21 protein-coding genes and 1 pseudogene are annotated in these 19,410 nt (G+C 72.4%); 13 read left to right on the top strand and 9 right to left on the bottom strand.

Translation table 11 applies throughout. The features are described 5' to 3' along the window. Positions 1–351 precede the first annotated feature (351 nt). Positions 352–1,353: an AraC family transcriptional regulator gene (locus tag ACWENR_RS10300; RefSeq protein ID WP_452276713.1), complete on the bottom strand. Its 1,002-nt coding sequence runs from the start codon at positions 1,351–1,353 to the stop codon at positions 352–354. Positions 1,354–1,423: 70 nt separating this feature from the next. On the opposite strand from ACWENR_RS10300, the gene ACWENR_RS10295 reads away from it, so the two are divergent. Beyond that, a complete protein-coding gene (locus ACWENR_RS10295; RefSeq protein WP_452276712.1) occupies positions 1,424–2,311 on the top strand; it encodes an SDR family oxidoreductase in 888 nt (295 codons plus the stop codon). Further along, on the top strand, positions 2,308–2,697 hold the full coding sequence (locus tag ACWENR_RS10290; RefSeq protein ID WP_452276711.1) for a hypothetical protein: 390 nt from the start codon (positions 2,308–2,310) through the stop codon (positions 2,695–2,697). The genes ACWENR_RS10295 and ACWENR_RS10290 overlap by 4 nt, the downstream gene beginning before the upstream one ends. A 171-nt stretch (positions 2,698–2,868) precedes the next feature. Here the strand turns inward: ACWENR_RS10290 and ACWENR_RS10285 are convergent, their stop codons facing one another. Both ACWENR_RS10285 and ACWENR_RS10280 read right to left on the bottom strand, forming a co-directional pair. Then, positions 2,869–3,459: an NmrA family transcriptional regulator gene (locus ACWENR_RS10285; RefSeq protein ID WP_452276710.1), complete on the bottom strand. Its 591-nt coding sequence runs from the start codon at positions 3,457–3,459 to the stop codon at positions 2,869–2,871. A 70-nt stretch (positions 3,460–3,529) separates the two neighbouring features. Continuing rightward, positions 3,530–4,204, bottom strand: a complete 675-nt coding sequence (locus ACWENR_RS10280) for a uridylate kinase (protein WP_452276709.1) — start codon at positions 4,202–4,204, stop codon at positions 3,530–3,532. A 168-nt stretch (positions 4,205–4,372) separates the two neighbouring features. Here ACWENR_RS10280 and ACWENR_RS10275 point away from each other — a divergent pair, with 168 nt between their 5' ends. The 5 genes from ACWENR_RS10275 to ACWENR_RS10255 all read left to right on the top strand — a co-directional run bounded on the left by ACWENR_RS10275 (position 4,373) and on the right by ACWENR_RS10255 (position 7,719). Continuing rightward, complete coding sequence (locus ACWENR_RS10275) at positions 4,373–5,377, top strand: Imm1 family immunity protein (protein WP_452276708.1); 1,005 nt, start codon at positions 4,373–4,375, stop codon at positions 5,375–5,377. Between the two features lie 84 nt (positions 5,378–5,461). Beyond that, positions 5,462–5,866 carry a RidA family protein gene (locus ACWENR_RS10270; RefSeq protein WP_452276707.1) on the top strand — a complete coding sequence of 135 codons (405 nt, stop codon included), beginning with the start codon at positions 5,462–5,464 and terminating at the stop codon, positions 5,864–5,866. A gap of 272 nt (positions 5,867–6,138) precedes the next feature. Beyond that, positions 6,139–6,279, top strand: a complete 141-nt coding sequence (locus tag ACWENR_RS10265; RefSeq protein ID WP_452276706.1) for a hypothetical protein — start codon at positions 6,139–6,141, stop codon at positions 6,277–6,279. Continuing rightward, positions 6,279–7,178, top strand: coding sequence for a cation diffusion facilitator family transporter (locus tag ACWENR_RS10260; protein ID WP_452276705.1), 900 nt, complete (start codon positions 6,279–6,281; stop codon positions 7,176–7,178). Before ACWENR_RS10265 ends, ACWENR_RS10260 begins: the two co-directional genes overlap by 1 nt. Positions 7,179–7,227: 49 nt before the next feature. Further along, the gene (locus tag ACWENR_RS10255) at positions 7,228–7,719 is read left to right on the top strand and encodes an HXXEE domain-containing protein (protein ID WP_452276704.1); all 492 of its coding nucleotides are present in this window, start codon (positions 7,228–7,230) and stop codon (positions 7,717–7,719) included. A 182-nt stretch (positions 7,720–7,901) separates the two neighbouring features. On the opposite strand, the gene ACWENR_RS10250 is transcribed toward ACWENR_RS10255, so the two are convergent. From ACWENR_RS10250 to ACWENR_RS10235, 4 genes are all read right to left on the bottom strand, one after another. Beyond that, positions 7,902–8,465 (bottom strand): TetR/AcrR family transcriptional regulator, encoded by a 564-nt coding sequence (locus tag ACWENR_RS10250; RefSeq protein WP_452276703.1) that lies wholly within the window; start codon positions 8,463–8,465, stop codon positions 7,902–7,904. A gap of 42 nt (positions 8,466–8,507) precedes the next feature. After that, positions 8,508–10,049, bottom strand: coding sequence for an MFS transporter (locus tag ACWENR_RS10245; protein ID WP_452276702.1), 1,542 nt, complete (start codon positions 10,047–10,049; stop codon positions 8,508–8,510). A 246-nt stretch (positions 10,050–10,295) separates the two neighbouring features. Further along, positions 10,296–11,567: a low temperature requirement protein A gene (locus ACWENR_RS10240; protein WP_452276701.1), complete on the bottom strand. Its 1,272-nt coding sequence runs from the start codon at positions 11,565–11,567 to the stop codon at positions 10,296–10,298. Positions 11,568–11,732: 165 nt separating this feature from the next. Next, complete coding sequence (locus ACWENR_RS10235) at positions 11,733–12,104, bottom strand: winged helix-turn-helix transcriptional regulator (RefSeq protein ID WP_452276700.1); 372 nt, start codon at positions 12,102–12,104, stop codon at positions 11,733–11,735. Between the two features lie 55 nt (positions 12,105–12,159). Between ACWENR_RS10235 and ACWENR_RS10230 the strand changes: the two genes are divergently transcribed. The 3 genes and pseudogenes from ACWENR_RS10230 to ACWENR_RS10220 all read left to right on the top strand — a co-directional run. After that, entirely contained in the window at positions 12,160–12,840 is a 681-nt protein-coding gene (locus tag ACWENR_RS10230) for an SDR family oxidoreductase (protein WP_452276699.1), read from the top strand. Then, complete coding sequence (locus ACWENR_RS10225; RefSeq protein WP_452276698.1) at positions 12,812–13,417, top strand: MFS transporter; 606 nt, start codon at positions 12,812–12,814, stop codon at positions 13,415–13,417. The genes ACWENR_RS10230 and ACWENR_RS10225 overlap by 29 nt, the downstream gene beginning before the upstream one ends. Next, positions 13,384–13,794 (top strand): annotated as a pseudogene (locus tag ACWENR_RS10220) (MFS transporter); the annotation flags it as partial. The gene ACWENR_RS10225 and the pseudogene ACWENR_RS10220, both read left to right, overlap by 34 nt. A 135-nt stretch (positions 13,795–13,929) precedes the next feature. Here ACWENR_RS10220 and ACWENR_RS10215 read toward each other — a convergent pair. Beyond that, on the bottom strand, positions 13,930–14,622 hold the full coding sequence (locus tag ACWENR_RS10215; RefSeq protein ID WP_452276697.1) for an MOSC domain-containing protein: 693 nt from the start codon (positions 14,620–14,622) through the stop codon (positions 13,930–13,932). Positions 14,623–14,786: 164 nt separating this feature from the next. Here ACWENR_RS10215 and ACWENR_RS10210 point away from each other — a divergent pair, with 164 nt between their 5' ends. From ACWENR_RS10210 to ACWENR_RS10200, 3 genes are read left to right on the top strand one after another with little or no spacing between them, the layout of a single operon-like run. Further along, positions 14,787–15,323 carry an ArsR/SmtB family transcription factor gene (locus ACWENR_RS10210; RefSeq protein WP_452276696.1) on the top strand — a complete coding sequence of 179 codons (537 nt, stop codon included), beginning with the start codon at positions 14,787–14,789 and terminating at the stop codon, positions 15,321–15,323. Continuing rightward, positions 15,320–16,612 (top strand): MFS transporter, encoded by a 1,293-nt coding sequence (locus ACWENR_RS10205; RefSeq protein ID WP_452276695.1) that lies wholly within the window; start codon positions 15,320–15,322, stop codon positions 16,610–16,612. Before ACWENR_RS10210 ends, ACWENR_RS10205 begins: the two co-directional genes overlap by 4 nt. 48 nt (positions 16,613–16,660) lie before the next feature. After that, on the top strand, positions 16,661–17,440 hold the full coding sequence (locus tag ACWENR_RS10200; RefSeq protein WP_452276694.1) for a GNAT family N-acetyltransferase: 780 nt from the start codon (positions 16,661–16,663) through the stop codon (positions 17,438–17,440). A gap of 1,360 nt (positions 17,441–18,800) precedes the next feature. On the opposite strand, the gene ACWENR_RS10195 is transcribed toward ACWENR_RS10200, so the two are convergent. Beyond that, positions 18,801–19,331, bottom strand: coding sequence for a GNAT family N-acetyltransferase (locus tag ACWENR_RS10195; protein WP_452276693.1), 531 nt, complete (start codon positions 19,329–19,331; stop codon positions 18,801–18,803). Positions 19,332–19,410: the final 79 nt, after the last annotated feature.

Here is a 19,410-nt window from a genome sequence, read left to right as displayed (position 1 = left end):
CCCGGGCGCCCCCCGCGGGGGGGGGGGGCCCGCCCCCCCCGCCCCGCCGCCCCCCCCCCCCGGGGCCCCCCCCCCCCCCCCCCCCCCCGCGCCCCCCCCCCCCCCCCCCCCCGCCCCTTCCCGCCACCCCCGGCATTCCCTGCCCAGCCCTCCTGACGCCGACGCTCCTTCCTGGCTCCGGCGCACCCCGACCCCGACGCGCCCTCCCGGCCTCCCGGGTAGATCAGCACGTGGCAGCCCCTGACCCGGACGCGAAGCTCGTGCTGATCAACGCCTGGGCGTCACCCGCAACCCGCGATCAGGGTGTGATCAGCCAGCCTCCGCCCGAGGACGAGACGGTTTCGCTGTAGATCAGCGTGAGAGAGCCGCGTCCGGATGGTCGGTGTCCTGTCGGGGGGACGTGCGGGTGCGGCGGTACTCGCCGGGCGTCACAGCGAAATGGCGCCGGAAGGCCAGGTGGAAGCCGACGGCCGAGCGGTAGCCGACCCGTTCGGGAAGCACGCCGAGCGGCAGGGCGGTCTCGTTCAGGAGGCGGGCCGCCTCGCGCATCCGGCGGCCGGTCAGGTGGCGGGCCGGGGCCTCGCCGACGAGGCGGGTGAACGTGGTCGCGAAGGCCGACCGTGACATGTTCGCCTCCCGGGCCAGTGACTCCAGCGTCCACGGCTCGTCGAAGCGGGTCTGGATCGCCAGCAGGGCACGGCCGATCGCCGAGTGTCGCAACGCCTGCAGCGCGGGCGAGACGTCGGCGAGCCTGCCCACCGCCACCCGCAGCGCCAACACGAAGACCAGCTCGAACGAGCGCAGCGCCACCAGCTGGGCGCCGGGCGCGTCGTCGCGCGTTCCGTCGGCCAGACGGTCGAGGGTGCCGGCCAGCAGTGGCTCGCCGGCGAGCATCTCACGGTCGAGCACGAGGATCTCCGGCAGCGCCCGATACAGCGGGGACACCGCGCTCTCGTCGTAGTGCAGCCCGCCGCACAGCAGCTCGGTCGCCGGGCCCGGGCCGTCCACGCGGACCTCGGTGGTCGTCCCGGCAGGGCGGCCGGGGAGCAGCAGGTCGATCGGGGTCGTGGCGCGGCCGGGCCGGTCCGCCAACTCGTGCGCGGTGCCGTACGGGAAGACCGCGAGCTCGCCCGCGCCCAGGGTGATCGGATCGGATCTGCCGGGCATGGTGATCGCGCACTCGCCGGAGTGCACGTAGTGCAGGATCGCGTTCCGTTCCTGGTCGCCGCGCAGGCCCCAGGGCGCGCGAGCTTTCCAGCGGCTGGCGAACACGCCCTCCAGACGCAGCGGCGCCAGCAGTTCTCCAAGCAGATCGGCCCCGGGCGAGGAGATCTGCCGCACCTCCACGGTCATGGACGATCCTTAAACGAGACAGGACTCATGCTTATAGAACGTACAGCGGGCTCCCGGCAGTCTGGAGGGCATGAGCGATACCTACCTGGTGATCGGCGCGGGCGGCGCGCAGGGCGGAGCGGTCGCCCGGCGGCTGCTGAGGGACGGGCACCGAGTGCGCGGCTTCGGCCGGAGCGCGGCGGGGCCGTCCGGTGTGGTCTGGGTGCGCGGCGATCTCGCGGATCCCGCCGCCGTACGGGCCGCGTTCGACGGGGTGACGCGGGCCTCGGTGACGTTGCCCATGGAATTCGATCCGGCAGCGGTGGCCCGGCAGGTGGACAACATCGTCGCGGCGGCCGACGGCCTGGAACGACTGGTGTACAACACCGGTAACCGCATCCCGGTGACCCGGACGGGCGTTGCGGCCTTCGAGTCGAAACGGGACGCGGCCGAGGCCCTCCTGTCGTCCGGCGTCCCGACCGTCGTGCTGCGCCCACCCGTCTACTTGGACAACCTGGTCGCCCCCTGGGCGCGGGCGGCCCTGGCCAACGGCTTCCTTCCCTACCCGCTCCCGGAGGGCCACCGGGTCGCCTGGCTGGCCCACGACGATCTCGGCGCCCTCACGGCCGCCGCCTTCGATCGCGACGACTTGACCGGAACGGCCATCGACGTGGGCGGAAGGGACGCGGTGACCGGCCCCGAACTGGCGGCCGCCTTCGCCTCCGTGCTCGGCCGGGAGATCCGGTACGTGCCGGTGCACGCCGACACGTTCGAGGAGGAGATGGCACCCGTGCTCGGCGCGGCTGTCGCGGCGGGCGTGGCCGGCACGTACCGATGGCTGGCCGCGCCCGAGGGCATCGGTCTCTACGAAGGCGACGCGGACAAGGTCGAAGCGCTCTTCGGCGTCGAACTGACACCTCTGCGCACCTGGATCGAGAGGAACTTCAGGATCGAGCGGAACGCCGGGGCCATGCCGTGAACGGCGCCGTCGATGAAATCGTCCAGCATCATCGTTTCATTGAGAGCTGGCTGCGTGGCGACGCGGACCCGGCCGACGTCCGTCCCTTCCTCGACATGCACACGCCGGACTTCACGTGGTACGACCCGGACGGCTCACTCAAGACCCTGCCCGACATGGCGCCGATGATGACGGAGGCCCACGGAGCCGTCCCGGGCCTCGTCCTGGAGATCCGCGACCCGCGCGTACTGCTGGACGAGGACGGCATGGTCGTGGCCGCCTACGAGGAGCACCAGCGGACGCCGACGTCGTCCAACGCCCGCCGAGCCGTGGTGATCTTCGCCGCCGCGCCCGACGCCCGCAACGGCCTGCGCTGGCGTCACCTGCACGAAACCTGGATCACCTGAAGCAGGACCGAGGACGGTCCAGGATCGCGGCGAGCGCGCACCACACCGACCGGCCCGCTGCGCGGCGACGATGGTCGGCGCCCGGCACGCGAGCGCGGACCACGGCTCCCGGGCGGCGGCCCATGGCATCGCCACGGGCCGCCGCCCCGGTGTTCACCCAGGTTCCGGCCGTCAGCGGAACGCGTCGACGTGGCGCTCGACCCAGTGCGCGAAGGTGTGCGCGGGCCGGCCGAGCAACTGCTCGACGTGCGGGCTGACGCGCTGCTCCGCCGGCGTCGGCTCGCCGAGGATGGACAGCGTGCCGTCGACGACCGGCTCGGGCATGAACCGCAGCATCTGCGCGCGTGCCTCGTCGCGTGACTGCTCGACGAATTCGACCGGTTCGCCGAGCGCGGCGGCGAGGTCGGCGGCGCGCTGCCGGGGCGTGCTGAGGACGGGCCCGGTCAGCTCGTAGCTGCGGCCGCCGTGCGCCGCGTCTCGCAGGACGGTGGCGGCCGCACCGGCGATGTCGTCCGGGTCGATGACGGGCAGGCCGACGTCGCCGAACGGTGCGGCGACCATCCTGCGGGCACGGACCAACTCGACCCAGGCGTACGCGTTGGAGGCGAACCCTCCCGGCCGCAGGATCGTCCAGGCCAGACCGGAGTCCTCGACCGCCCGCTCGATGCCGCGCAGCGGCGCGTGCGACACCGACTCCGGGCGGGTTCCGGCCGCCTGCGACGACAGCAGCACCACCCGCTCGACCCCGCCGGCCCGGCTCACCTTGAGGATCTGATCGACGTCCAGATGGGCGCCCGCGGCGGTGCGCCGCGCCGGGGCGAACTGAGCGCCGTCAGCGGACCCGGCTCTCCCAGACCGGCTGCCGGGGCTCGTCGTTGTGCACGATGACGTCGACGTGGTCGGTCGGGCGGGCCGCGGCGAAATAGAACTGTTGCGAGGGGATGTAACGCTCGCGCCAGCGCCGTTCGACCTCGGCCCAGGTCGACGCCCGGCGCTCTCGGACGACGGCACGTTCCACGGTCTTCTCGAACGTGGTCGACACGAAGACGCGCAGGTCCCACCGGTCGACGAGTTCCGGGCGCATGAGGAAGACGCCGTCGAAGACCAGTACGGCGTCGGCGGCGGCGGTCGTGACCGGCGGGGACGACACGGCATCCGCCGCACGGTCGTAGACCGCGCGCTGGAAGCGTCGGTCACCACCCGGGCCGAGCGGATCGAGCAGGACCCGGTTGAGCGCGTCGTGGTCGTGCGCGTCGAAGTAGCAGCCCTCGGCCGAGTACTCGCCGCGCGGATAGCGCTGCGCCCGGGGGCGGAGGAAGTCGTCGATCGTCGCGCGGATGACGTCGCGGCCCTGCTCCCGCAGGACGACGGCCAGCTCGTCGGCGAGGGTGGTCTTGCCGGCGGCGGGCGGTCCGTCGACGGCGACCCGCGTCGGGTGTCCGACCGTGACGGACGAGACCGCCTCAGCCAGGCGGCGAAGCAGTTCCTCGCGGGTGCCCTGGTCCACGCCCCTGCCCCGTCCCGGTCTCGCGAAGGCCGCCGTGTCGAGCCGACCCTACGCGCGCCGGGCCGCTCGCGCTGCCCGCCCCGAGTGAGCGAGACTTGCCGCTCACGGGGGTGGTCTGATCGCGGCGCTCGATCATGACCGGCGACGACGGCAGAAGGTGGGCGTGAGATGGATCTGCTCGAGGACCAGATCGAGGCGGCACGGCGCAGTGGCGCCTCCTCGTTGGATCTGTCCGGGCGCTCGTTGCACACCCTGCCGGAGTCGTTGGCCGGCCTGACGACCCTCACCCGGCTGATCCTGGTCGGCAATCAGCTCTCAACCCTGCCGGAATGGCTGGGTGACCTGACCGGCCTCACCGAGCTGGGCCTGGGCGGCAACCGGCTCGCCGCGCTGCCGGAGTCGCTCGGCAACCTCAGGGCCCTGACCTGGCTGGGCCTTTCCGGTAACCGGCTGTCGGTGCTGCCGGAGTCGCTGCGTGGCCTGACGGCGCTCACCTGGCTGGACCTGGCCGACAACCAGCTGTCGGTGCTGCCGGAATGGCTGGGTGACCTGGCCGCGCTGACCCGGCTGGACCTGAGCGGCAACCGGCTCACCACGCTGCCGGAGTCGCTGGGCGATCTGCCCGCTCTCACCCGGTTGTACCTGACCAACAACCAGCTCACCACGCTGCCGGAGTCACTGGGGTCCGTGGCCGCACTCACCCGGCTCGACCTGGCCGGCAACCAGCTCACCGTACTGCCCGGGTGGCTGCGCGACCCCGTGGCTCGCGAGCGGCCGGGGAACGCTCCGGTGCACGCGTGGATCGACGGCACCCGCACCACCCTGGCCGGCGCCGCCGACCTCGACGCCGTCCTCGACCGGGTGACGTCCAGCGGCCTGACGCTGGTCAGCGAGGACGGCGTCCGGTCCCTGCACATCACCCTCGCCGGGAGCCGATCCGGGCTGGCCTGGGAGGACGAGGACGAGATGATGCTCAGTTGGGGGCCGGTACCGCCGGGCGCCCCACCCGGCATGACTGCCGGCGACGCCGACTACGCGTTCTCCGACCCGTGGTTCACCGTCGAGGACGCCGACCCCTTCGAGATCACCGACGGACACGCCCGCCAGGCCGGCCACGAGTTCCTGCGTACGGGCCGCCGGCCCACCAACGTCCAGTGGGTCGACAAGCCCTAGTCGGCCCGGCGACCAGGCGCGACGACTCGGAGCGGGCGCAGCCTCTCCGGGTCGGTGCCGGTGCGCGGTACTAGGTTGATCACCATGGCCGACATCGAGCTCACCACGCCGCCGACGCTCCCGCAGCCCAACGGATACAGCCACGTAGCCAGCATCGGTCCGGGTCACAGGCTGGTGTGGACGTCGGGTCAGGTGCCCATCGCCGCCGACGGCACCGCGGCGCCCGCCGGCGACTGGGCGGCCCAGACCCGGCAGGCCATGCACAACGTCAGCGCCGCCCTGACCGCGGCGGGCGCGACGTGGGACGACGTCTTCAAGCTGACCTTCTACGTCGTCGACACCACCGCACTGGCGGCCGTGCGGGCGGTGCGGGACGAGTTCATCAACGTCGAACGGCCGCCGACCAGCTCACTCGTCCAGGTGGCCGGTCTGTTCCGACCGGATCTGCTGATCGAGGTCGAGGCGGTCGCCGCGGTCGCCGACCGCTGAGGCGCACGCCCCGGACGGGCTCGGCCTCCCGGCGCCGGCCGCCGATCGAATCGCCGGCACCGCCCGGTCGACCGGCGGCCCGCACATCGCCGTACGTCTCCCGCAGGCCGAAGCCGCGCCCGACAGGGCGATGGCTCGGTCGGTCCGGCTGCCGCAACCGGCGCGACTGACCGCCGCCGCCGGTTGCCGTCGCCGTTGCCGTCGACAGGGGCGGATCTTCGCGGCCGACCAGATCTTGACAAGGCGCGAGTACCTCTCGCTAGCATGCACATATGCATAAGTACGCAGATGACCATACGATCGGGCTGGGCGGCTGCGCCGTCCGGGTGGTCGACGCCGACCGGGTCACCCCCGTCAGCGACCTGACGCCGCCCGCCGAGGCCCCACGCTCCGGCCACGACGGGACCGCCTGATGGGGGCGGGGCACGGGCACGGGCATGCGGGCGGCCGACACCGCTGGCGGCTGGCCGTCTCGTTCGCGCTGATCAGCACCTTCTTCGTCGTCGAGCTGACCTTCGGGCTGCTGTCGGGGTCGCTTTCGCTGCTCTCGGACGCCGGCCACATGGCCGCCGACGTGGTCACCCTCGCCGCGGCGCTGGTCGCCACCCGGATCGCCACCCGTCCGGACTCCACCGGCCGGCGCAGCTACGGCTCCTATCGGGCCGAGGTGTTCGCGTCCCTGCTGGCCGTGGTGCTGATGCTGGGCGTCGCGGTCTACGTGGTCGCGGAGGCGATCGGCCGCCTCGGCAGCCGGGCCGAGGTGTCCTCCGGGTCGATGCTGGTCGTCGGCGCCATCGGCCTGCTGGTCAACGTGGTCGCGTTGCTGATGCTCCGGTCCGGGTCGCGCGAGAGCATCAACGTCAAGGGCGCCTACCTGGAGGTCGTGGCCGACACCGTGGGCTCCGTCGGCGTCATCGCGGCCGGCTGGCTGGTGGCCGCCACCGGTCAGGTGGTGTGGGACACGGTCGTCGCGCTGGCCATCGGCGCGTTCGTCGCCGTGCGGGCGGTCATGCTGGGCCGGCAGGTCTTCGCCATCCTGGGCCAACACGTTCCCGAGGGCGTCGACGTCGCCGCGGTGGCCGGCGACCTGGCGGCCATCGACGGCGTACGCGACGTGCACGACCTGCACCTGTGGACGTTGACCTCCGGAATGAACGTCGCCACCGCCCACCTGGTCACCACGGACGAAAGCGTCAACCACGGCGTCCTGGACCAGGCCCGCGACCTGCTCCGCCACCGCCACGGCATCGCCCACGCCACCCTGCAGGTCGAGCCAGCCGACCATCGCGGCTGCGACGAACTCGGCTGGTAGCCACCACCCCGCCCGTCCTGCCCTTCCCTCTCACCATCGGGAGATCGTCATGGCCTCCACCGGCCACTCCGCCGGCCTGCCGAGCACGCTCGACACCCGCCTCGCCTGGCCGTTCCTGCTGCCCTTCGGCGTGTACGTGCTGCACACCCTGGAGGAGCTGCCCGGCTTCGCCGCCTGGGCCACCCGGCACTTCGGGCCCGAGAGCACGGGGACCTTCGCCGCGTACCACATCCCGCTCATCCTCCTGGTGCTGGCCTGTTCCTGGCGGGCCGCGCGGACCGGCGGTGGCGGCTGGGTGGTGGCGGCGACCGCCTTCCAGTGGCAGTTCGCCGTCAACGCCGTGTTCCACCTGGCCACCTGGGTCGTCCTGGGTGACTACTCCCCCGGCGCGGTCACCGCCGCCACGGTCTCCCTGCCGGCGACCGCCTACTACCTGACCTGGCTGTGGCGCCACCGGCGCGCCACTGGCCGACAGATCGCCCTGGCCATCCCGCTGGGCACGCTCATCGCGGCCGCCGCGATCGGCTTCCTGTTCCTCTGACGGTCCGGTCGTGCCGCCACCGGGCCGTTCGTGGTCGGGCGCGGCCTCCGGGCAGCGCCGCCGGCAGGGGCCGCGCCCGCCGGCTGGTCGGCCGGTCCATCCGCCGCACGCGTACGCCGTGCGCCATGCCGCGCCCCGCTGCCGTGTCGTCGGGCGCCGTCCCTGACGACGCCGGGCGGCTCTCAGCCCGTCAGGGCTCGTTGCAGGACGTCGCGCAGGTAGCCCGGATCGGCGGGGCCGTTGTCGAGCAGGATGGCCGTGCAGAGCCCGTCGGAGGCGGCGACCACCCCGGCGATGGCGGTCGGATCGTCGGTGAGGGTGGCGGCTAGCTCGGCGACGTTCTCCCGCCACCGACGCGCCACCGGACGCAGGGCGGGCCGGCGGGCGGCGAGGGTGGCGAGCTCGCGTTCGGCCAACGCGCGTTCGCGTCCCGGGCCGGCGGTCTCGGCGATGAGCTCGGCCAGGCCGGCGATCTTGTCGCCCGGGGCGTCCATGATCTGGCGGATCCGGGCGGTGTAGCCGTCGGCGACGCTGGTCAGGGCGGCGACGAGGAGGTCGTCGAGGGTGGCGAAATAGTAGGTGCTCAGGCTCGTGGCGACGCCGGCCTGCTTGGCGACGGTGCGATGGGTGACTCCCGCGGCGCCGTCGCGGGTGACCACCGCCAGGGTGGCTTCGATGATCTCGGCCCGGCGTCTGGTGCCACGGGCGAGACGCCCGTCGACGTGCTCTGCGCCGTCGTCGGCCATGGCACCTCCCTCCACCCGTCCCCAGGGTAGTCGGACCATCGTTCAACCGACCGTCTCCGCCTCCGCCTCCTGCTCGTGCTGCTCGTGTCCGAGTCGCGGCAGGTGGCGCAGCATGCGCAGGCACAGCACGGTGGCGGCGGCGATCGCGAGCCCGGCGACCAGGGAGGCGACGTTCACGCCCGTGGTGAAGGCCAGCCGCGCGTCCACCAGCGCGCCGCCGGGGAGGTCGTCGGCGATCGCGGCGGCCGCGCCGAGGCTGTCGGCGAGCGCGGCCCGCTGGCTCTCGGAGAGGGCTTCGGGCAGGGTGAGGTTGGCGCGGTAGACGGCCGTGGTGAGGCTGCCCAGGATCGCGACGCCGATGGCGATGCCGAGTTCCTGCACGGTCTCCGACAGCGAGGCGGCCGAGCCGGACTTCGCCGCCGGAGCGGCGCCGACCACGATCTCGGTGCCGAGGGCGGCGATCGCCCCGAGGCCGAGATAGACGAGGGCGAACGCGGCCGCGACCGGCAACTCGTCGTGCGGGCCGGAGGTGGCCAACAGCCCGTAGCCGATCAACGAGACGCCCAGGGTGCCGCCCATCACGTAACCGGGTCGGATGCGCCGCGCCAACACCGGCGCGCCGATGCCGGCGGCGAACATCGCCAGTGCCGGGGGCCCCATCCACAGGCCCGCCACGAACGGACTCAGTCCCTCCACCAGTTGCAGGTACTGGGTCACCAGGTACATGGTGCCGCCCACCCCGACGAGCCCGACGAGCAGCACGGTCAACGCGACGCCGAACGCCCGGTTCCGGAACAGGGTGACGTCGAGCAGCGGATCGGCCAGGCGGCGTTGCCTGCGCCAGAACACCACCCCGGCGGTCGACCCCACCACCACGGCGACGACGACGCCCGCGTCGAGTCCCTGGGCGGCGGCATGCTTGACCGCGTAGACGATCGGCAGGAGCACCGCCAACGACAGCGCCACGCTGCCGAGGTCGAGCCGCCCGGCCCGCGGATCGGCGTACTCGGGCAGCAGCGCCCGACCCGACATCAGCACGACGACCGCGACCGGCACCGCCACGAGGAACGCGGCACCCCACCAGAACCTGTCCACCAGTACGCCGCCCAGGATCGGACCGGCGGCCATCCCCACCGCGAACATGGTGGCCCACACCCCGATCGCCACCGCCCGCTGCCGCGCGTCGGGGAACATGTTCGAGATCAGCGACAGCGTCGAGGGCATCAGGGTCGCACCCGCGATCCCCAACAGCGCCCGCGCGGCGATCAGCAGTTCCGGATTCGGGGCGAAGGCAGCGAACACCGAGACCGCCGCGAACGCGGAGATCCCGATCATCAGCAACCGGCGCCGCCCCAACCGGTCCCCCAGCCTGCCCATGGTGACGAGGAAGCCCGCCAGCAGGAAGCCGTAGGCATCCATGATCCACAACGTCTGCGCCGCCGAGGGCCCGAGGTCGGCCGCCATGGCCGGTAGCACCAGGTACAGCACCGTCACGTCCAGTCCGAGCAGCACCGTCGGCAGCGCCAACAGCGCCATGCCCGCCCACGCTCGCACGCCCGCCGACGCGGTGACCCGTCCCGCCATCGAATCCTCCTCAACCTCGAAGCCATCAGTTGAACGATCGTACAACTAGAACGATCGTACAACTAGATCCGGCGACGGACGCGGCCCGGACGAGCGGGGACCGTCGGGGCTCAGGCACGCGGACCGACGACGACGCCGCCGGCGGTCGGCGGCGGTCGGCGGCGGTCGGCGGCGGTCGGCGGCGAGTCGCAGGCACGGAGGAGGCCGTCCGGCCGACCGGTCAGCGCGGGGCGTGCGGAGCGCCCGTCACCTCGGCCGGCGACGTGCGAGCCGCAGCCAGGTGGCCTCCCGGTCAGCCGGTCGTGGCGGCTCCGGAGGGCGGCCGGCGGCCTGCCGGCTGTCGCCCAGGACCACGCCGAACAGGACAGCCGCCGCGATGGATGCCGCGACGAGCGGCGGAGCGGCCAGCAACGGCGGGCCGGCGGCGAGCATGACGGCGATGCCTACCCAACGGCGGAGGGAGATTCGGGCGAAGACGGCTAGTTCGAGGGCGGCCCGGCCGAGCAGGAAGCAGGCGGGGCCACCGAGGATCATGGCGAGCCACGCCGGATGGCTGTGCCCGGCGGGGCGCGTCTGGACGATGCCGTGCCCGATCGAGGTACCGACGATGCCAATGATCATCACGAAGTGTGCGGATCCGGCGAACCGGCCGACGCGTGCCGGATCGCGAGCCCTGGACACCGCGTCGCCGAGCACCAGACCCGCCCGGTGGAAATAGATCCGCCACAGCAACACCGCGGTCAGGAACGCCACGAGCAGGCCGAGGATCTCGTTGAGCGTGACGTTTCGGCGACCACTCGCGAACGTGGCGCCGACCGACAGAATTGTCTCTCCCAGGGCGATGAGAGTCAGCTGCTGATACCGCTCGGTCAGGTAGTGCGGCCGTAGAGCCCACACCAGAGCGCGCTCCCGCCCACGGCGCGGCAGCGGCCAACCCAACCGTGCCGACCCCAGTTCGACGGTCACCGCCACGCCCCACAACACCAGCTGCCCGGCGCCGCCGGTCAACGCGCCAGCGACCCAGAACACCGCCGCCACCCCGAACCAGGCCAGGTTCCGGTAGTACAGCTCGTGGAGTGGATGTGCGCCCAGCACCCAGACGAGGATCGCGACCCGGCCCGCCTGCGCCACCGCGTATGCCAGCGCGAACACGATCGCGCCACCGTCGAAGGCGGTCGTCAGGCTGGTGCCCATCACCAGCATGGCGAACGCCGTCAGCAGGACCGACCGCTGGGTCTTCGCTGTCTCAGGCTCGAATCTGGCAGTCACGTAGGTCGTTATCGTCCACGTCCAGATCAGCGGCATGAACAGCAGGAGGGCCTTCCCGACCGCGATCCATCGGATGGAGGAGTCGGCACTACCGGCGCCCTCGACCACGAAGCCGACCAGCCGGTTGAGCGCGAACACCATGACCAGATCGAAGAACAGCTCGAGGTAGCTGGCCTGCTCACTGCTCTCCCGGGTACGCAACAGCCCCGCCGCCCGCTGTCGATCCCACCGATCGCGGTCTCCCTGCACCCCCTCATCGCAGCCGATGCCGTCCGCGACTGCAGAAAAATCGACAGCCGTCCTGCCCGCCGTCGATCCACCCCTTCCGGGCGGGCCTGGCCCGGCTCGGCGGGCCTTCCCCGCCGTCCACGACGCACCCCGGTTCGGGCATCTTCGCGGACGCTCGGGCAGGCGTCAGCCCGAGGCATTCCCGACGCCGGCCCGTTCGCGCGCGGCGAGGATGTCCGGGACGTGCGTCTCGGCCCACTGTCGTACGGCACGCAGCGGAACAAGCAGGGAACGGCCGAGCTCGGTCAGGGCGTACTCGACGCGCGGCGGGTTGCCGCCCAGGTCGGTACGGGTGAGCAGTCCGTCGGCCTCCATGGCGCGCAGCGTCTCGGTGAGGGCCTTGGGGGTGATCCCACGGATGTGCGCCTTGAGCTCGGTGAACCGCATCGGTCCGTCCTCCAGCGCGTTGACGACGAACACCGTCCAGCGCGCCCCGATGCGGTGCAGCACCGTGCGGCTCGGGCACGTCGCCGCCATGACGTTGTACGCCTTGCCCATGGGGCCCCTCCGGTAGCGTTGAAGATACCGGTAGCAAATGTATACCGTCGCGCCCATGAGCGAGAACCTGGCAGGCAGGCGGATCCTGGTCGTGGGCGGGGCCCGCGGGATCGGCGCCGAGATCGTCCGACGCACCGGGCAGGCCGGTGCCGAGGTCGTCGTCGCCGCGCGGTCCGGCCCCGAGGTCCGGATCGACGTCACCGACGAGACCACCATCGCGCGGGCCGCGGAGTCGCTCGGCGCCTTCGACCACGTCATCTCCACCGCGTCGGCGCACCACGACGTACCGGTGCCCGACCTGGAACACGACGAGATCCAGGCCGCCTTCGCCGCCAAGATCGTCGGCCCGCTGCTGCTGGCCAAGCACTTCGCTCCACGGATGCCCGCCGGCGGGTCGTTCCTGTTCTTCTCCGGCATCGTGGGCTGGCAGCCGAAGCCCGGCACCGTCGTCAAAGGCACTGCGAATGCCGCCCTGGCCGCGCTGGTCACCCACCTGGCCGTCGAGCTCGCGCCGCTGCGCGTCAACGCCGTCGCGCCCGGCATCACCGACTCGGGCACCTGGGACCGGCTTCCGGACGACCGTCGCCGCGCCCTGTACGACAGAGCCGCCGCGGCCTCACTGGCAGGCAGGGTCGGCACGCTCGCAGACGTCACCGACGCCGTCCTGTGGCTCCTGGGTGCGGGATGGGTGACGGGCGAGACGGTCCATGTCGACGGCGGCTCCCGGCACCGCTGATCCCGGCGCCACCGACACCATGGCAACCACCACCAAGAAACAGGCGCGCGCCCTCGTCCGCGCCTCCGGCGGTCCACGCTACGCCGTCGCCCTGGCCGTGGACGCGCTCGGCACCGGCCTGCTGCGGCCCTTCCTGCTGCTCTACGGTGTGCTGGTCCTCGGGCTGTCCGCGCCTGCCACCGGCATCGCCATGACGGTCGGCATCGTCGTCGGTCTGGTGTGCGTGCCCGCGGTCGGCGCATGGCTGGACCGCGGCGCACGCAGCACGGTCGTGGCAGCGTCGATGCTGGTACGGGTGCTGGGCGCGGCGCTGCTGCTGGCCACCCCGACGGGGAACGTCTGGCTGTTCGCGACAGCGGCACTCTTCCTCGGCATCGGCAACCAGGCATGGCCGGCCGCCCACGCCGCCCTCGTGGCCACGGTCGCCCACGGCCGGGAACGTGACGCCGCCCTCGCCGGGGGCCGCGCCCTGCGCAACGCCGGTCTGGGCGCCGGCGCGCTCCTCGCCACCGTGTTCCTGACCGGCGGCACCACCGCCTCAACGTGCCCGAGATCGCGCTCCCCCTGGTCCTGGTGACACAGCTGCACGCCTCCCCGGTGTGGTCGGCGGCAATCTTCGTGCTGAACACGGTGCTGGTGGTCGCTCTGCAGGTTCCGGTCACCGTACTGCTGTCCCGCTTCCACCGGCAGACCGTGCTGGCTCTCGCCGGCGTGGTGATCGCCGCGTCCTACCTCGGCTTCCTCGCGGCCGCCTTCCTGGGGCACGGTTGGGGCGCCCCGGCCGTCGTCGCGGTGTCCGTGGTCTGCACCCTCGGCGAGATCGTCTACGCGGGCAGCGCCACCGCGCTCGTCACGGCGCTCGCCCCGGCCCGCGTCCTGGGACGCGCCCTCGCCCGCTTCCAGCTCTCCACGGGCTTCGGCCTCGCGGTCTCCCCGGCGGTCATCACCGCTCTCGCCGCCCGCGGCCCGGTCGCCCTCTGGGGCAGCCTCGCCGCCGCGACGCTCCTCTCCGCCTCCGCCGTCGCCACCGGGAAGGACCGGGGAACGCGGCTCAGCGGTCGGGGCGGAGGTGCCGACCCGTGCCCCGGGTCACGACAGCAGCTCGACGGCGTCCCGCAATCCGATTCGACCGGGGCGTTCGACTGTCGCCCAGACGCCGAGCGTCATGTCGTTGTGCTCCGCGACGGTCCGCAAGAGCTGCCCGTGCTCGGGGAGGTCGTCCTGAGCGAGATCGATCATGACGCACCGGGTCAGCCGTTGGCACGGCCGCAGCACGACCTCCGGCCCGACCCGGATCGCCCGGCCGAGCCAGCCGTCCTCGACGAAGTCGCTCCCGGGTGCGTCGACGAGTAGGTTCGCCCGGAACCGCGCCGCGTCGACCGGCTCCCCGAGCAGATCGTGGAGTCTTCGCAGCGCCGCCGTACTGATCAGGCTGACCGGCCCCTCGTCGTGGTGCCTGACCTCCGCCTCGCGCCCGATGGTGACGGGGCGAGCGAGCACCTCGCTGACCGCCTCGTGCCCGGCCGGGTCATCGGCGTGGAAGCGACGCCCGTCAGGCAACCCGACGACCGGCGCAGGATCGGCGAGGTGCCCGCGGAGCATGAACAGGCCCGGCATCCGGCGGAAGCGACGGGTGTTCTTCCCGCTGCCCAGCTTCCCGTCCGCGTCCCGCACCGCCCACAACCGGTCGCCGACCAGTCCACGCCGCTCGACCTCCACGGTCGTCAACTGCTCGCCGAGCAGCGACTTGATCGGATACCTGCGGATCTCCGCCACCTGCACGGGCCTGACTCTAGATCACCGGACCAGACACGATCAGCGGGCCGGGACGGGCCACCCCTTGCGGAGGGGCTTCCGTCCGGAGTCGACCTTCCGCGTCGGTCGACCCGGAAAAACCGCGGGGAACCCCCTTGCGCAATGGTCAAGGATCGTTGACCATTGCTCCCATGCCTGCCGACGATCTTCCCGAGACGTTCCACGTCACCACCGCCGAACAGCTACGCGCCGTCTCCAGCCTCACGCGTCACCGCATCATGGCCGTGCTCCGCTTCGAGCCCGCGACGATCACGCAGATCGCCGAGCGGGTGGGTCTCGCGAAGGGAAGCTCCAGCTACCACCTACGACTGCTGGAGCGGGCCGGCCTGGTGAAGGTGGTGCGGACGCGGAAGGTGCGGGGGGTCACCGAGCGGTACTACGCGATGGCCGCGCGGTCGATCGTGCTGCCCGACCCGGGCGAGGGAGGGCCGGACGTGCTGATGCGGCACGCGGTCGCCGACCTGGAGGCAGCGCGGGACGGCGAGCGGCACGTACGGATGGCGCACCTGCGGCTCACCGACGAGCAGTTCGCGGAGTTGGGGGCGCGGCTGGAGGCGCTGGCGGACGAATACCGGGAGCTGTCGGATCCGTCGCTGCCGGACGCGTCCCTCGTCTTCGCACTCTTCCACCCGGCGCGGCGCGAGCATGCCGAGGGCGACGCCAAGTGACCTCGGAGGCCCAGCAGTTGCCGACCGGATTCGGACGGCTGTGGACCGCGCAGACCATCTCCTCGCTCGGCGACGGCGTGTCGCACGCCGCGCTGCCGCTGCTCGCGTTGGCGTTGACCAGGGATCCGATGGCGCTCGCCGTCGTCACGGCCGCCGGCACGCTGCCGTGGCTGCTCTTCGGGGTGCTGGGCGGTGCGCTGGTGGACCGTTGGGACCGCCGGCGCACGATGTGGGTCGTGGACGCGGCGCGGGCGGTGTTGCTCGCGATACCGGCGGCGGCGGCCGCGCTCGACATGCTGAGCATTCCGCTGCTCGCGGCCGTCGCCTTCCTGCTCGGCCTCGGCGGACTCTTCTTCGACACGGCCGCCACGGCCTACCTGCCGGATCTGCTCGGCCGCGACCCCGCGCTCCTGCAACGCGCCAACTCCCGCCTGCGCGGCGCCCAGACCGCCGCGTCCGGCTTCGCGGGGCCGCCAGCGGGCAGTGCCCTGCTCGCGCTCGGACGGTCGGTTCCGCTGCTCGCCGACGCGCTGTCGTTCGCGATCTCCGCGCTGCTCGTACGGTCGCTGCCTGCCGTGCCCCGGCCCGTACCGCAGGTCCGTGAGTCGCTGCTGCGGCAGGCTCGGGCCGGCGCCTCGTACGTGTTCCGGGACCGGTTGCTGCTCGGGCTCGCGCTGCGCCCGGCGGTCGGGAACGTCGCCTTCCTCGCCATGGGGACCGTCCTCGCCCTCTTCGCGCACGAGCGTCTCGGCATCGGCGCCTTCGGCTTCGGCCTGCTGCTCACGGCGGAGGCCACCGGCGGTCTGCTCGGCGCGGGCATCGCCTCCTTCCTCGGCCGACGGCTCGGCACCGGCGCCGCGCTCACCTGCACGGCCGCGGCCGAGGGGCTGGCGATCCTGGGCCTCGCCGCCGCCCCGAACCCGTACGTCGCAGGCCTCGCACTCGCCGTCTGCGGAGCGGGCATGGGCGCCACGATGGTGCTCGGCCCCTCCCTCCGACAGGCCATCGTCCCCGCCCACCTGATGGGCCGGGTCGCCTCCACGTCCCGCATGCTCGCCATGTGCGCCGCCCCGTTCGGTGCCTTCCTCGGCGGCTGGCTGGCCACCACCTACGGCGTACGCACTCCGCTCTACGCCGCCGCCGGCCTCCTCCTCGCCATGACCGTCGTCACGTCGACCATGACCAGCAACCGCCGGGTCGAGGCGGCGCTGCGTAGCTCCCGCGACCGGGAGAGCCCGGCAACGGAGAGCCGCCCCGCCCCGGTCACCGAAGCGGTCGTCTCCGCCTGATCGGCGCACTCACCAGTTCCGAAGTCACCACTGCCGGGAAGGCAACAGATGCTCCACACGACCGCACGCGTCGTCACCGACCGCCCCCACCGCTACATCAAGCAACTGGTCTCCCACATGGGCCGCAAGGTGCCCACCGCACTCGACGAGGACCGCGGGTCCATCAGGTTCAGCATCGGCGGCTGCCTGCTCGTGGCCTCGACCGGCCACTTCGACATGATCGTGAACGCCGACACGACGGACGACGTCGCGGCGGTGGAGGACACCATCACCCGCCACCTGCTGCGGTTCGCGACCAAGGACACGCTCACCGTCGACTGGCTGCCCCTGGTACGCCCCGCCACGATCGAGGACGACGCTGCTCTCCTCGCCCTCGACCGTGCGGCGTGGACCGCCGGCTCCGGGCTTCCCTCCACCCGGGCCGAGGAGCGTACGGCGTACTTCAACGAACCGCGGAAGCCCGAGACCCACCTCGTCGCCGCTCTCGGCGGCCAGGTCATCGGCGCCGTGAGCGTCCACCGGACGACCCCGTTCCCGGAGGGGGCCCACGTCTTCGGCCTGTGGAACCTGCTGGTGGCCGAGCAGGCCCGCCGGCTGGGTGTCGCCTCAGCCCTGCTGTCGGCCGCCGAACGCCGCGCCGCCGCACAGGGCGCGAAGAAGATCGGACTGCGCGTCCTGGCGACCAACACCGGCGCCATCCGGCTCTACGAACAGCACGGTTACGCCGTCGAAGGCCGATACGTCGACGAGTTCCTCATCGACGGCGCCTACGTCGACGACATCAGCATGGGCAAGCGGCTGACGCCGCTTTCGCAAGGCACCGTCTGAGCGACGAAGTCCGGTCGTGGCGGCGGCGCGCCGGCCGCCGCTGCCGGTCGGATGCCGGCCCGTCGGTCGGTCGCCCTGACGGGCCGTCGCTCTGCGGCGGCCCGCCGGGCTCCCCCGCCGTCCCGCGCCGGCCGTCGGGTGTGAACCCGACGGCCCTCACGCGTTGGCGGAGACCCGATGCCGCGAGCCGGCACCGGCAGCGACAGGCCCGGACGTACGCAGCCGGACGGTCACCTTCGTCGCCGGTACCGGGCCGGCCCTGACACCCGTCCGGGCCCGGTGATGAGCGACCACGGACGGACCGCCGGGTGCCGCGGTCCGAGGCGGGGCCACCGCGCCTCTCGCCCCGGCCGAGGCCCACGGCGGCTCGCCGGATCCGGGTACCGGACCGGGAGACGGTCGCGAACCCAGACTCTGCCGGTGCGGTCGCTGGGGACGCGGACGACCGGGCGACCGATGTCGAGAAGCTCGGGGGTGGTATCGACGCGGAACTTCCCGTCGGCGGTGTCGGGAAGGCCGGAATGACAGTGGACGCAGCGGCACGGGAGCGGGGCGAGGCTCGCGCGCCGAAGAGCCCAGGACAGCACGATGTGAGGACGCGTAGACATGATCTCCCTTGAGACCTGACGGAAGGCATGGAAAGAGAGCCGACGGCGACGTCGGCGACCGATGCGCGGGAAAGCTGTCAGGTCTAGAGGGCAGGCGGCGTCACGCGGGGTGAGTCCTCTCGCGGGTCGGAGGGGAAGATGCAGTTGCAAGGTAGGACGGGACGGGCGGGCGGGGCCACCCATTTCGTCCCGGTGCCGAGCGCGGAGGGCGCGGCGCCGCCCACGCTCGGCGGGTGCGTTCTCGCCGAGGGCTACTCGACCCTGCCAGGCGTGGGCGTCTTCGTCGCCGGGTAGCCCTCCGTACAGTCAGCGCGCGCGGCCAGTTGGCCGCCAAGCGTTCGGTACTCTTGGCTGCCGTACTGCGGCAACGCGCTTGAGAACCGAGGACGGATGGCGGAGCTTTTCCTCAGTCGACCGCATGATTCAGGTTCCCTGCTCAGGCGAATCTGGGTGAGGGTTGACGGGCGACGAGTCGCTGGGCTGCGGCCGGGGCAGTCGGCCAGAGTCAGCCTCGGCGGGGGCGAGCATGCCGTCCAGGCAACTCTGGACTGGATCCGCAGCGAACCCCTCGCCCTTCAGCTTGACGCCGATGAGACCGTGTTCCTGGAAGTGTCCTGCCCAGCGCGCGCCTACCTGCAGACGTGGTTGAGGCCCTCACGGGCACTGGACCTGCGACGCAGGTGACCTCCTCTGCGGACACCCAATGATCGCCGAGTCGCGGGTCCATGGGCACCGTGGTAGGGCGATGACGTTCAGTCGGTTGCCGGCAACGGCTTCACCAGCTGGTACATGGCGTGGTCCTGCCACCGACCGGCGATGTTGAGGTATTCCGGCGCCATGCCGAACCGCACGAACCCGTTGCGTTCCAACACCCGCTGCGAGCCGGCGTTGTGCAGCAGGGTCTCCGCCTGTACCCGATGCAGCCCCAGCTCCTCGAAGGCCACCCGCACGATCTCGCGCACCGCCCTCGTCGCGAATCCCTGGCCGTTGTGGCTGGCACTCACCCAGTAGCCCATGGCGCACGACTGGAACGGGCCACGCACTATGCCGTTCAGCGTGATGCGGCCGATCGTCCGACCGGAGTGGTCGAGAATGACGTGGGGCAGTTTCGCCCCCTGCTCGTACTGCTGGAGATCGGCTGCGATGACGGCCCGCTGACCGTCAGCCGTGAAGTAGTCGTCGCTCCGGATCGGCTCCCACGGCGCGAGAAACTCGCGGTTGGCGCGGAGCAACTCGGCCAGGGCCGGCGCGTCCTCGGGGGTGACGAGTCGGGTGATCCTCACCCACCCATCGTCCCAACCTCGCATCCCTCCTTCTCAGGGGGTCGACCAGGAGCCTGGCCACGTAGCAGGCCGAACGCTA

This window comes from Micromonospora sp. NPDC004336 (genome assembly GCF_053602615.1).
Note: the sequence above shows the minus strand (reverse complement) of the source record. Positions and strands in the feature narration are given on the sequence as shown.